Here is a 12,782-nt window from a genome sequence, read left to right as displayed (position 1 = left end):
GATTCGAACTCCTTTCATTGCTCGCTACGTATTATTATAACGGACTCTGGAATTGAATACAAAATAATCGTTTAGTTCGTTAAAAAGGGGGTTGGAATATACGAGGAGTTGAAGGGCGAGTTTGTTGTGTAAATTGCTGAGGTTGCTGTGATCGTTGTGATTGCGATTGCGATTGCGGTTGAGGTTGTTGTCTTCTATTTCTTCCAAGTATATATTTTAAAGGTCCTCTCGGTTCTTTTCCTCCGCCTTGAGGAGGATCTGCAGGTGAGTTCGCATTAGGAATTGACTGGAAGCCTTTATACATCCGGTAAAGTGCCGGTAAATTTTGGAACATAGGAGAGAATTGCTTCACCATAGGAGTGAATTTTTGTGCTGTGTTAAAAAATTGATCAGCTGTGTTTAAATATTGCTCAATCTTAGCAAAGCCTCCAAGAGCGTTTCCTGCGCCTCCCGCAGCATTTGCAGCATTTGCCGTATTTGCAGCAGCATTCGCTGCCTCGGCCGATCTAGCCGCACCACCAAAACCTATATTTCTAGCAAATGCTCTTGCTGATCCCGCGGCATTTCCTGCTGCATCCGCCACTTTTCCTGCATTATTAAAATTAGTTACACCTCTTGCTAACGCTTGAGCGGGACCTGCAAAATTACCTAGTCCCCTAGGTATAGCTTGGGCTGGATTAGCAAAATTACCTGGCCCCCTAGGAATAGCTTGAGCAGGACCTGCAAAATTACCTGGCCCTCTAGGTATAGTTTGGGCTGGATTAGCAAAATTACCTGGTCCTCTAGGAATAGCTTGAGCAGGACCTGCAAAATTACCTGGTCCTCTAGGAATAGCTTGGGCTGGATTAGCAAAATTACCTGGTCCTCTAGGAATAGCTTGGGCTGGATTAGCAAAATTACCTGGTCCTCTAGGTATAGCTTGAGCGGCATTACCAAATCTTCCTGGTAAAGAAAAAGGCGGACGCATCATTTGTTGCATAGGATATGGATTAAAACTTCCTTGATAAGAATTACCGTAAGGGAAATAGGATGGGTAAACCATAAGATTCTCCTTTCATTTTAGAAAAAATAAACGAATCAAACAATATAGGAAAAATCGTCACGAGGAATTGACGAATGTTCTATTAATAGATATCATATGCAAATGGTCTACTTAATGTACGAATCGTGTTACAATGAATGTAGTAAGTTAGGAGGGACAATATATGTCCAAATATACAGATTATAATTTCCAGCCCTTTTTACGAGAGGCTATAGAGAAATTAGGCTTTACAGAGCCAACCCCGATTCAAAAAGAAATGATTCCACTCATCCTCAAAGGTAAAAGTGCAATCGGCCAAGCCCACACAGGTACAGGGAAAACACACAGTTTCTTAATCCCAATCGTTGAACGAATTCGTCAAGATAAACAAGAGGTACAAGCTGTTATTGCTGCTCCAACTCGTGAGCTTGCAACACAAATTAATATCGAACTTCAAAAGCTAATTGAAGGAACAGATATTCACTCAAAATTATTTATCGGAGGAACGGACAAGCAACGTTCTATCGACAAACTAAAAACACAACCACAAATTGTCGTTGGTACACCAGGACGAATTCGTGATTTAGTTAAAGAACAAGCGTTACTTGTGCATACAGCTTCAATGCTCGTTATTGACGAGGCAGATCTTGCATTTGATATGGGCTTTATCGAAGATATTGACCAATTTGCATCACAAATGCCTGAAAATCTTGAAATGTATGTGTTCTCAGCAACAATTCCAGAAAGCTTACAACCTTTCTTGAAAAAATATATGACATCACCAATCCATGTACACATGGATGATAAACGCCCTGTTGCAGAAAATATTGATTTCTATTTAATTCCAACACGTAGTAAATCAAAAAATAGTAAACTACTTGAAACAATGAATACTATTAATCCTTACCTAGCAATTATTTTTACGAATACACGTAAACAAGCTGATTATGTTGCTGATTTCCTTTCAAATAATGGACATCGTGTTGGACGTATCCATGGTGATTTAACACCACGTGATCGTAAAAAAATGATGAAACAAATTCGCGACTTAGAATTCCAATACATCGTTGCAACAGACCTAGCTGCTCGTGGTATTGATATTCCAGGGGTTAGCCATGTTATTAACTACGAATTACCACAAGATCTTGAATTCTTCATTCACCGTGTTGGTCGTACTGCACGTGCGGGTAACAAGGGCGTTGCGATTACAATTTTCGAACCTTCTGATGAAGATGCAATTGCACGCGTAGAAAAAATGGGTATTCCATTTGTTGCAAAAGACATCAAAGATGGCGAAATCGTTGAAATGAAAGGACGCCATACACGAGAAAAACGTGAGAAAAAATCAGATGAAATCGACCGTATTGCAAAATCAAAAGTACGTAAGCCGAAAAAAGTAAAACCAGGATACAAGCGTAATATGCGTTGGGAAATGGAAGAAATTAAGAAGAAAGAACGTAAAAAACGTCGCCGCCAACGCTAAAAGGAGGATATACCCATATGTTAATTGGTTCTCATGTATCGATGAGTGGTAAGAAGATGCTCCTTGCTTCAAGTGAGGAAGCAGCTTCTTATGGTGCTTCTACCTTTATGATTTATACAGGAGCGCCTCAAAATACCCGTCGTAAACCTATTGAAGAATTGAACATCGAGGCAGGACTTCTGCATATGCAACAGCACGGTTTATCGAATATCGTCGTTCATGCTCCGTATATCATTAATCTTGCGAACACTACCAAACCTGAGGTGTTTGCGCTTGGTGTGGACTTCTTGCAAAAAGAAATCGAACGTACATCGGCAATTGGTGCAACGCAAATCGTATTACACCCAGGAGCTCATGTAGGTGCTGGTGCAGATGTTGGAATCGCGAAAATTATTGAGGGCTTAAATGAAGTACTATCTGCTGATTATCCAGTTCAAATTGCTTTAGAAACAATGGCTGGTAAAGGTTCAGAATGTGGCCGTACATTCGAAGAATTAGCGAAAATTATTGATGGCGTTACAAATAATGAACGCTTATCTGTATGTTATGACACTTGCCACACTCATGATGCAGGGTACGACATTATTAATGATTTTGATGGAGTCTTAGAACATTTCGATAAAGTCATTGGAGTCGATCGTATTAAAGTACTGCATATCAATGATAGTAAAAATGTTTGTGGTGCTGCAAAAGACCGTCATGAAAATATCGGCTTCGGCCATATTGGATTTGATGCATTAAATCGAATCGTTCATCATGATGCTTTCACAGGAATTCCGAAAATCCTTGAAACACCATGGGTAGGAACAGACGCTAAAAACAAAAAAGCACCATATGCATACGAAATTGAAATGTTCCGTTCAGAAAAATTTATGCCAGAAAAAATCGACGCATTACGCGGAGAATAAACAAATCGTACTATATAGCTACCTAACTGTTGATTTAAAAATACAACAGAAGGTAGCTTTTTTTATTAAGAAAAGGATCAAATAGTAATGTACAAAATATTAGAGTTTACTTGGAATAAAAAAGCAGAATGAGATTTCTTGCTGAATTAAACAAAAAATAGGATAATTTATACAAAGATAATAGCTTTTGAAACTACGGTTAGAAAGGAGTCTATAATGAAACAACTTTGGTACGGTGGAACTATTTATACAATGGAACAGGAAAATGAAACCGTTGAAGCGGTACTTGTTGAAGACGGTAAAATTATTGCAATCAGTTCAGTTGCTGAATTAAAAGAACAAGCAGACGAACAAATTGATTTGGAAGGTGCTACGATGTATCCAGGTTTCGTGGATAGCCATCTTCATATGATTTTCCAAGGCGAAAAATTAATTCGACTAGATTTAACAAAAGCTAATTCTGCTGAAGAAATGTTAGAAATGGTGAAAGAAGCAGCGAAGACAGCATCCTCTGATCAATGGTTATTTGGTGAAGGATGGAACGAAAATAATTTTACTGATAAACGTATCCCAACTAAAGCTGAATTGGATGCCATTCGTGAAGAACCGATTCTATTAACGAGAATTTGCCACCATGTAGTATTAGGAAATACAGCAACACTTGCAGCAGGCGGAATTACAGAACAAAGCATATCTCCCGCAGGCGGTGAAATTGGAAGAGCAAAAGATGGTAAGCTAAATGGATTGCTATATGATAAAGCTTCAGAACTTGTGACTGCAGCAATCCCCAGAGAAGGGGAGGCATATATTGATTCATTGACAGAAGAATTAAATCTAACTGTAGATAATATGCTATCATATGGCTTAACTGGCGGACATACAGAGGAAATGTATTATTTCGGTGAATTTATGAATCCGTTAACTGCATATCGTCGTGTCATTGGTGAAAAGCATCATTTCAGAGTCAACTTACTACGCCATAATGCTGTATTTGAAGAAATGATGGAGGCCAATTTAATGTTTGACGAGCCTTTTATCGAGCCAGGTGCAATGAAAATTTTTGCAGACGGTGCTTTAGGTGGTTCAACAGCTGCACTTTCAAAACCATATGCAGATAATCGTGAAAATAGTGGATTACTTATTCAAACTAATGAAGAACTAGAAAATCTTGTGAAACTGGCACGTAAATATGATGAAGTAATTGCTGTACATATGATCGGTGACGCTGGTACAGAACAAGTTTTAAATGTCATCGAAAAATACCCAGCTCCTGCAGGTAAACGTGATCGCTTTATACATGTTTCTGTCTTACGTAAAGACTTAATAGAAAGAATCACTAAGTTACCAGTTGTTGTAGATGCACAACCAGCATTCGTACCATCTGATTTTCCTTGGATTATTGATCGTCTTGGTGAAGATCGCTTAGACTTTGTTTATCCGTGGAAGACGATTTTAGACAGTAGCGTAATGTGTGCTGCAGGAACAGATGCACCAATTGAAGACATCAATCCACTTCTAACTATTTATGCAGCGGTAGAACGTAAAAAGCCATATGCCAACCATGATGGCTATGTGCCTGAACAAAAAGTGAGTCGTTTTGAAGCAATTCGTATGTATACAGTCGGCAGTGCACAAGCCATTTGCAAAGAACAAGAACGTGGCTTGATAAAACCAGGATATGTTGCAGACTTTTCTATTTTTGACCGCGATTTATTTGAAGGAACATCAGAAGACATGCTTGAAGCAAAAGCTGTGAAGACAGTAGTTGCAGGTCGCGTAGTATTTGATCGAACTGATGCATAGCCCAAAATAAATTGATACCTAAGAACTTAGATTGGCTTGGCAAACAGTAGTTTGCTAAGTCTTTTTGTTTTTGTTTAAGTATGATAATGTATTATATAAAATATTAGGTATTTTACTTATTTAGGAAAAAATGGTGTGCGAAAAGCTATGTATTATTGACAGAATAGGAGAGTATATGAAACATTTAAACATATTATTAGAAAAATATTTGAAACCACCACTAGTAATAACAAAAGGTTCACAGCAAGGATGGACTTCAACTGTATTTGAAGTTAGGAATACTGAAGGCTCATATATTTTGAAAATATGTGAAGAGCCAAAATATAAAGATTGGCTTAGAAAAGAAGCAAAAGTTTTAGAGATGGCCCGAGATAGCTATAGGAAAGTTGTTCCTAAGTTGATTGCATTTTTCTGTGACAAAGGAAAGGCATATTTGCTAATGTCCAAAATACCTGGCAATAGTCTTACTCAAGCAATAAAGTTGGCAGAAAATGAAACAGAGAAGTTTCAATTGATAGAAAGCTTCGGTACATTTTTATGTCAGTTACACGAACAACCAATCTCAAGTTATGAATTACCTCAAGATTGGTTAGATACGCAATTACAACAAGCTAAATTCTATGCTGAAAAAGGAACATGCGATGGTTCATTAGATCTTTTGCAGGAGCTTTATCATAATCGACCAAAATTTGTTCCACAAACGATGATTCATGGTGATTGCACGACTGATAATGTTATGGTTAATAAAGGTAAAGTTATATCTTATATCGATGTTGGTTTTATGACAATCGGTGATCCACGTTATGATGAAGCGCTGTCTATAAGAAAATTCACAGATCAAGAAAAAGTGGCATTTTACGAAGGTTATACACGATATAAAATTACTGATAAAGAATTTACCTTTTTCAATGATGGGTTATATGAATTTTTTTAATTGGTATTTGGGAAGATGACGCCATACATTTCTTGTCAAAAACAGATGTGTTGAGCGAATTGTCAAACCGTAATGTTGAACTTAGAGTAATGGAAACTCTATAGGATTTATATAATAATTTGCAAAGTTCATCTTTAAATTGATCGATTTATCGAATGGGAAATGAAGAGACTAGAAAAGGATAACTTTTAGGTTTTAGCTAGAATTATGAAAAAGCTTCTAAGAAAAATTATTAAGGGAGATTAACATGGAACTTTATATATATACAGATAAATACAATGAATTAATTGAAAATTACAAATTAACAGAAGAGCAGATGAAATTCACAGGAACGCCAATAGAATGCATTGAAATATCAAATGAAGATGCTGATCGTTCTTCAATTTTAGCAATTGAACTGGAACAATTAGTTACATTCTTCGATCTTCACAAAAATGAAGGTGTAAAACCATATAGCCAAAATCATAATGCAATATTATTAAGAGCTTTTTCAACTGATGCTAGACAACAGGGAAAAGGCTATGCCAAAAAAGCTTTGCAACTATTACCACAGTTTGTCAAAAATGATTTTTCTGACATTGATGAAATTGTATTAGCAGTTAATGTTGCTAATGTAGCAGCGCAATCTTTATACAAGAAATGCGGATTTGTCGATAATGGGGTACGAACTATGGGGAAAAAAGGTGAGCTAATTATAATGAGCTATTATCTATAGGATGAATGGAGGAAGGATGATGAAACAAATCATAGCACTAGGTGGCGGTGGATTTTCAATGGAGCATGAAAATCCTTTGTTAGATCAATATATACTAAGTCAATCGAAGAAAGAGACACCTAAAATTTGTTTTATACCTACTGCAAGTGGGGATGCAGAAAATTATATTAAGAGATTTTATGATTTTTTTAGAAAGCAAAATTGTATTCCTTCACATCTATCGTTATTTAATCCACCAACTAGAGACTTAGAAAATTTTTTACTAGACAAAGATATTATTTATGTTGGTGGAGGTAATACCAAAAATTTATTAGCACTTTGGGAAGTATGGGGTATTGATCAAATCTTACGAAAAGCTTGGAACCAAGGCATTATTTTAGCAGGTATTAGTGCAGGTTCCATTTGTTGGTTTGAAGAAGGGGTAACAGATTCATTTGGGGATGGACTCGAACCAATTCAATGTTTGGGTTTTCTAAAAGGGAGAAACTGTCCTCACTATGATGGAGAAGCGGATAGAAGACCCTCTTACCAACATCTTATTGGAACAAGTAGGATGGGACCGGGCATAGCAGCTGATGATGGTGTTGCGATTCACTATCTCGATCAAGATATTAAAGAAATTGTTAGTTCAAGACCTGCTGCAGGAGCTTACAGTGTGTCTTTTGTAAATAAAGTGATGGAAAAGTCACTTCCTGTGAGGTATTTAGATGAAAACAATAACTGTTGATTGGGATGGTCAAAAAGTAAATTTAACCTGGTTACCTAAATATCCATTGCAAAATCAAGATATTATTACAAGTGTCCATGCAATTTGCATTCAAAATGATACAGTATTACTCTCTAAAATTAAAAATAGAGGTTTTAACTACCCTGGTGGTCATATTGAAAAAGGCGAATCACCAGCAGAAGCACTTCATCGAGAGGTTTATGAAGAAGCCTATGTCAAAGGGGATATTACTTATTTAGGGGCAATAGAAGTCAATCATAAAGAAAATCAGTATTTTGATATCTTCGGGAAGTATCCAATTGTTGGATATCAGGCGTTTTATAGAATGGATATCAAAACCTGTGATTCATTTTTAAGGGAAAATGAGGCAGAAACTCGTATTTGGGTAGAACCTTCAGAAATTCCATTTGTAATCGAAGATCATGAGATAGCATCAATCATTCTTGAAAATGCTTTAACTGGAGGTAATTATGGAAGAGATTAATAATTATGAAGATTTAAAACGAATGCTAGATTACTTACTTCAAGATTCAGAAATAATTTGGAATGAATTTTATTCTAATCGTGAAAAGAACATACCATTCTTTGAAAATAAGCCAGATGAAAATCTAGTTAGTTATTTTGATCAAGGTATTTTAAATGTTGGGAATGCTTTAGAATTAGGATGTGGCCCTGGACGGAATGCGATTTTTTTGACAGAGAAGGGCTTTAAAGTAGATGCAGTTGATCTCTCTGAACAATCGATAAACTGGGCTACTGAAAGAGCGAATGAGAGAAATGTTAAGATCAATTTTATCAATCAGAATATTTTTGATTTAAATGTTGAAGAATACAAATATGATTTGATATACGATTCAGGATGCTTCCATCATATCGCCCCACATAGAAGGATGGACTATATTAATCTAATAAAAAAATCTTTAAAACCAGGTGGATACTTTGCATTAAATTGTTTTATTGAAAATGGGCAACTTGGTGGATCTGATATTTCGGATTGGGAAGTGTACCGAGTGAAAAGCTTGCAGGGGGGATTAGGATTTACCGAAGTTAAATTAAAACGAATTTTCCATGATTTCGATTGTATCGAGATTCGAGAAATGAGAAAAGTAATTAAAAATGATTCTGTTTTTGGGATTGAAGGATTATTAACAGCGATTTTTCAAAAAAGAGGCTAAAAATAAATTGTTTTTCAAACCATCAAAGCCATATTCAAGCAGAGGGGCTGTCCCAAAAGTATGAAATGAATGAATTCTACGCTGAAAATGTAGCTTGTACTAAGGAAGCATGGATAATTGATTTACAGCAAGGATATAAAAATTAGAGTGGGTTTATCAAACTTTAGAGAATCTAACAGAAGAAACATCCATTTGTTCAGAAGCAACTTATTCTTACTTTGAATGACTTTTAGAATTTTGGCTCATTTAAATCATCATCGAGCACAATTACATTAATACTTAGTTTTAGTAAATAAGAATATTGATGTGAAATTGTTTAATTAGATGTCCTTATAAGGTTATCAATAGAAATGGAGATGTAATAGATCGAAGCGAAAGAAAGAGTTATAAAACACTATAAAGAGTCAATTGAAATTGTAGAAAGTTTAAGGAATTTATCTAATATAACTTGGTTTAGACCTATTGCAGAGGGAAAATGGTCTATTTGTGAAGTGATAGGTCATTTAATCTATTGGGATCATTTCGTCTTAGAAAAAAGGTTGCCTTATTTATTCCTAGAAAATAAGAAGTTGGAAAGTGTAAATGTACAAGAAATGAATGCAAAAGCTGCATTTGAAAGTAAAGTAAAGATAAAAGAAGATGTGATAAAAGAGTTTGTTGAAGAGAGATTAAAGATTATAGAAAAACTTAATTTGATGTCAACTGGAGAATTCTTCAAAAGTTTTAGAATCGGCAATAATAATTTAACAATGGATAAATATTTTGAAGGTCTGATTGAACATGACTTGCATCATTTTCGGCAAATTCAAGATTTCTTAAATTATTTTGAAGAAGACACTATAGAAAAAAGATCTAATTTGTAGAGGAGAGACAAAATGAAGACGCTAGGATGTTTGCACGCTCATTATTCAAATATTCACTACATAGAAAAAGCCTTTTCAGAATATCCAATTACACTTCAACATTTTGTAGATCCTGGATTAATGATGCGAATTACAAATGATCCTACCTTCAAATCTGAAGAATCTAAGAAAAAGGTAATGGAACAAGTCGATTGGATAGTAGCAAGCGGAGTAGATGCTATCGTTATTACATGTACAAATTATATTGCTATATTAGATGATACAAATAAGTGGAGTATCCCTATTATTAAAATTGACGAACCGTTTTTTAAAGCATTTTCACATTTACCTTCGCCACAAACCCTAGTTTTTACAAATCCTAAAACTGTTGAGGGAACAACCGGAAGGCTTAATCACTACTTACATCGACTAAATAAACCCATTGACTATAGTATAGAAATAATACCGAATGCATTTGAATATTTGATGAATGGCAATATCAAAGAACATAATGAAATAGTTGTTAAGGAATTAACTGAATTTAAAAATAATAACACTGACTTTTTAGCTATTGCTCAGCTATCAATGGTAGAAGCGGGGAAAAATACTCATACCGGAATATTAAATCCATTAGACCCTTTAATAGATGAAATTCTCGTACAGTTGCATATATCAAAATTAAAGTAAGAAGGTAAATTCCTTAATCTCTCTGGAGGTTAAGGGATTTTTTGTTTGTTAAAGCGTTAAATAACTTCTTGGAAATTTATAGGAAATCAGCATGGTATTATAACTTAAATAATTTTATTTCAGGCTTTAATTTATATGAGATTCCTGAAGTGGCCATTGAGGCATTCTAAAAAAGTATTTAACTGTTTTTGGTCATAACTTTTAATGGAAATGAATATATAGAGGAGCGTAGAGTATTATGGAATTTCGAATTTATAAAATGTAGGAATTTATATTAATCAGGAAATCTCATGTACAAAAACATTCATAGCGAAGAGATTCCAATGGTTTTTTTAGTGTTATAAAAACATGAAAATAATAGCGTAATATAGATTTTTTTGTCCTTTTAGAGAAAAAATAATACATGTTATAGATTTTAGGTTACGAGAATGATATATTTTAATTGTAATATATGTGCTAATTTTTAGAAAAATCTATTATTTAACTAAATGACTCAATTTCATAATTCAAGAATTTGATAAAAAACACGAACATTAATTGGGCCATTGTTATATGCATATCTATTAGAACATAGTCTATTAAGCGCCATACTTAGGGAGTGATTTACGGATGGGGAGATATTTATGTCAAAGCAATCTGTAAAGGAACGTATTCTTGAAACAGCGTTAGATTTGTTTCAACAAAAAGGGTATCACGGTGTATCCGTTGATGAAATCGTTGAAAAAGCAGGAACATCAAAAGGGGGGTTTTACCATAACTTTAAATCCAAAGATGCCCTCCTATACGAAATTCATGATGTGTTTATTTCATTTGTTTTAAAACAAACAAAAGTAGCCTATGCCAAGTACGATAACCCGATTGAAAAAGTGTGTGCAATGTTGTATGCATTTACAAATGTATTTGATGTATACAATCGGCATATTACCGTGTTTTATGATGAAGGAACCTATTTACCACCTGCCTATAAATTGATCATTAAAGAAAAACGTACTGAATATCGAAAGCTGATTGAACAAGTGATTGAAGATGGTAAGTTGAGTGGGGATTTTCGAGCAGAAATTTCTGTAACAATTACGGCAATGGCGATTATAGGATTAGTGAACTGGACATATAAATGGTACAAGCAAAGCGGTCCGTTAACAATGGAGCAAATTACATTGCATTTTAATGATTTAATACTAAGAGGAATTGTGACAGATAAAGGTTATGAAGAAGCCTTATCATATCAACATTTACTTAGCTAGTGTAAGTAAGTTAAATAGGGAATGCTTTTTTTAAACAAGGGGTCAGACCGACTAGTCGGTACTACAAAATAGATGGGGAATTGAAAGGGGAAATAATCATGAATTTTGAATTAACGAAAGAACAGCAAATGATTCGTGATATGGTACGTGATTTTGCAAAGGCAGAAATTGAACCACACGCACGTGAACTTGATGAAACACATGCATTCAGAAAAGAAAGCTTTGACAAAATGGCTGATTTAGGACTTTTCGGTATTCCGTTCCCGGAACAGTACGGTGGCTCAGGTGGAGATACGATTTCTTACGCGCTAGCTGTTGAAGAAATTGGTCGTGCTTGTGGTGGGACAGGGTTAAGCTATGCAGCTGCAGTCAGTTTAGGAGCTACTCCTTTTAATAACTTTGGTACAGAGGAGCAAAAGCAAGAATTTTTAGTCCCAATGGCGCAAGGGAAAACGCTAGGATCATTTGGGTTAACTGAACCAAATGCCGGTTCTGATGCTGGTGGTACTAGAACCAAAGCGTACTTAGATGGTGACGAATGGGTGATTAACGGAGAGAAATGCTGGATTACAAATGCTGAATATGCTCGCCAAGTCGTTGTAACAGCTGTGACAGGTCAAAATGAAAAAGGAAAAAATATTATTTCGGCTATTATTGTCCCAACTGATACTCCAGGAGTAACAATTCGCTCTGATTATAAAAAAATGGGTGTTCGTGCATCGAATACATGTGAAATCATTCTTGAGAATGTTCGTGTTCCAAAAGAAAACGTGCTAGGTGATGAGAAAAAAGGATTTGGTCAGTTTTTAAACACTTTAGATGGTGGACGTATTTCCATTGCAGCACTATCGGTTGGGATTGCACAAGCAGCATTTGATAAAGCATTGGCTTACTCAAAAGAGCGCAAACAATTTGGTCAGTCTATTTCAAAATTCCAAGGGATTAGCTTTAAATTAGCGGACATGGCGATGGAAATTGAGTTAGCGCGCAATATGGTAATGAAGGCAGCTTGGTTAAAGGATCATGGTAAGCCATTTAAAAAAGAAGCTGCATTCGCAAAATTGTTTGCATCTGAAATGGGCTTTAGAACATGTAATCAAGCCATTCAAATTCATGGTGGATCCGGTTATATGGCGGAATACGATGTAGAACGTCATTTACGTGATATTAAGCTAATGGAAATTGGCGAAGGTACTTCTGAGATTCAACGGGTGGTCATTTCTCGTATTTTAGGTTGTTAGTT

Annotated in this window: 13 protein-coding genes; 12 read left to right on the top strand and 1 reads right to left on the bottom strand. The window is 35.4% G+C overall.

The genetic code is table 11. The features are described 5' to 3' along the window. Window positions 1-79 precede the first annotated feature (79 nt). Window positions 80-1,042: a VrrA/YqfQ family protein gene (gene vrrA, locus ACIQ4I_RS09460; protein ID WP_403095636.1), complete on the bottom strand. Its 963-nt coding sequence runs from the start codon at window positions 1,040-1,042 to the stop codon at window positions 80-82. A gap of 163 nt (window positions 1,043-1,205) precedes the next feature. Here vrrA and ACIQ4I_RS09455 point away from each other — a divergent pair, with 163 nt between their 5' ends. The 12 genes from ACIQ4I_RS09455 (at window position 1,206) to ACIQ4I_RS09400 (ending at window position 12,780) form a co-directional block, all read left to right on the top strand. Next, the gene (locus tag ACIQ4I_RS09455; RefSeq protein WP_403095634.1) at window positions 1,206-2,504 is read left to right on the top strand and encodes a DEAD/DEAH box helicase; all 1,299 of its coding nucleotides are present in this window, start codon (window positions 1,206-1,208) and stop codon (window positions 2,502-2,504) included. 17 nt (window positions 2,505-2,521) lie between these two features. After that, complete coding sequence (locus ACIQ4I_RS09450) at window positions 2,522-3,412, top strand: deoxyribonuclease IV (protein ID WP_403095632.1); 891 nt, start codon at window positions 2,522-2,524, stop codon at window positions 3,410-3,412. Window positions 3,413-3,628: 216 nt separating this feature from the next. Beyond that, window positions 3,629-5,215 carry an amidohydrolase gene (locus tag ACIQ4I_RS09445; protein ID WP_403095631.1) on the top strand — a complete coding sequence of 529 codons (1,587 nt, stop codon included), beginning with the start codon at window positions 3,629-3,631 and terminating at the stop codon, window positions 5,213-5,215. Window positions 5,216-5,390: 175 nt separating this feature from the next. Then, on the top strand, window positions 5,391-6,149 hold the full coding sequence (locus tag ACIQ4I_RS09440) for an aminoglycoside phosphotransferase family protein (protein ID WP_403095629.1): 759 nt from the start codon (window positions 5,391-5,393) through the stop codon (window positions 6,147-6,149). A gap of 247 nt (window positions 6,150-6,396) precedes the next feature. Then, complete coding sequence (locus ACIQ4I_RS09435; RefSeq protein ID WP_403095627.1) at window positions 6,397-6,864, top strand: GNAT family N-acetyltransferase; 468 nt, start codon at window positions 6,397-6,399, stop codon at window positions 6,862-6,864. Window positions 6,865-6,883: 19 nt separating this feature from the next. Further along, window positions 6,884-7,591, top strand: coding sequence for a Type 1 glutamine amidotransferase-like domain-containing protein (locus ACIQ4I_RS09430; protein ID WP_403095625.1), 708 nt, complete (start codon window positions 6,884-6,886; stop codon window positions 7,589-7,591). Next, on the top strand, window positions 7,572-8,075 hold the full coding sequence (locus ACIQ4I_RS09425) for an NUDIX hydrolase (RefSeq protein WP_403095624.1): 504 nt from the start codon (window positions 7,572-7,574) through the stop codon (window positions 8,073-8,075). The genes ACIQ4I_RS09430 and ACIQ4I_RS09425 overlap by 20 nt, the downstream gene beginning before the upstream one ends. After that, window positions 8,059-8,766, top strand: a complete 708-nt coding sequence (locus ACIQ4I_RS09420; protein WP_403096124.1) for a class I SAM-dependent methyltransferase — start codon at window positions 8,059-8,061, stop codon at window positions 8,764-8,766. Before ACIQ4I_RS09425 ends, ACIQ4I_RS09420 begins: the two co-directional genes overlap by 17 nt. A 365-nt stretch (window positions 8,767-9,131) precedes the next feature. Then, window positions 9,132-9,629 carry a DinB family protein gene (locus ACIQ4I_RS09415; RefSeq protein WP_403096123.1) on the top strand — a complete coding sequence of 166 codons (498 nt, stop codon included), beginning with the start codon at window positions 9,132-9,134 and terminating at the stop codon, window positions 9,627-9,629. 12 nt (window positions 9,630-9,641) lie between these two features. Further along, entirely contained in the window at window positions 9,642-10,295 is a 654-nt protein-coding gene (locus tag ACIQ4I_RS09410) for a hypothetical protein (protein WP_403095622.1), read from the top strand. A 623-nt stretch (window positions 10,296-10,918) separates the two neighbouring features. Further along, on the top strand, window positions 10,919-11,539 hold the full coding sequence (locus ACIQ4I_RS09405; RefSeq protein WP_403095620.1) for a TetR/AcrR family transcriptional regulator: 621 nt from the start codon (window positions 10,919-10,921) through the stop codon (window positions 11,537-11,539). A gap of 98 nt (window positions 11,540-11,637) precedes the next feature. Beyond that, on the top strand, window positions 11,638-12,780 hold the full coding sequence (locus ACIQ4I_RS09400; RefSeq protein ID WP_403095618.1) for an acyl-CoA dehydrogenase family protein: 1,143 nt from the start codon (window positions 11,638-11,640) through the stop codon (window positions 12,778-12,780). Window positions 12,781-12,782: the final 2 nt, after the last annotated feature.

This window comes from Rummeliibacillus sp. NPDC094406 (assembly GCF_044763875.1).
Taxonomy (GTDB): domain Bacteria; phylum Bacillota; class Bacilli; order Bacillales_A; family Planococcaceae; genus Rummeliibacillus.
The sequence above is the reverse complement of the archived record's forward strand: the minus strand, read 5'-3'. Positions and strand labels throughout refer to the sequence as shown.

Excerpts from the sequence above, each read along its gene's own strand:
- vrrA (WP_403095636.1), bottom strand. The coding sequence starts at position 1,042 with ATGGTTTACCCATCCTATTTCCCTTACGGTAATTCTTATCAAGGAAGT.
- ACIQ4I_RS09455 (WP_403095634.1), top strand. The coding sequence starts at position 1,206 with ATGTCCAAATATACAGATTATAATTTCCAGCCCTTTTTACGAGAGGCT.
- ACIQ4I_RS09450 (WP_403095632.1), top strand. The coding sequence starts at position 2,522 with ATGTTAATTGGTTCTCATGTATCGATGAGTGGTAAGAAGATGCTCCTT.
- ACIQ4I_RS09445 (WP_403095631.1), top strand. The coding sequence starts at position 3,629 with ATGAAACAACTTTGGTACGGTGGAACTATTTATACAATGGAACAGGAA.
- ACIQ4I_RS09440 (WP_403095629.1), top strand. The coding sequence starts at position 5,391 with ATGAAACATTTAAACATATTATTAGAAAAATATTTGAAACCACCACTA.
- ACIQ4I_RS09435 (WP_403095627.1), top strand. The coding sequence starts at position 6,397 with ATGGAACTTTATATATATACAGATAAATACAATGAATTAATTGAAAAT.
- ACIQ4I_RS09430 (WP_403095625.1), top strand. The coding sequence starts at position 6,884 with ATGAAACAAATCATAGCACTAGGTGGCGGTGGATTTTCAATGGAGCAT.
- ACIQ4I_RS09425 (WP_403095624.1), top strand. The coding sequence starts at position 7,572 with ATGAAAACAATAACTGTTGATTGGGATGGTCAAAAAGTAAATTTAACC.
- ACIQ4I_RS09410 (WP_403095622.1), top strand. The coding sequence starts at position 9,642 with ATGAAGACGCTAGGATGTTTGCACGCTCATTATTCAAATATTCACTAC.
- ACIQ4I_RS09405 (WP_403095620.1), top strand. The coding sequence starts at position 10,919 with ATGTCAAAGCAATCTGTAAAGGAACGTATTCTTGAAACAGCGTTAGAT.
- ACIQ4I_RS09400 (WP_403095618.1), top strand. The coding sequence starts at position 11,638 with ATGAATTTTGAATTAACGAAAGAACAGCAAATGATTCGTGATATGGTA.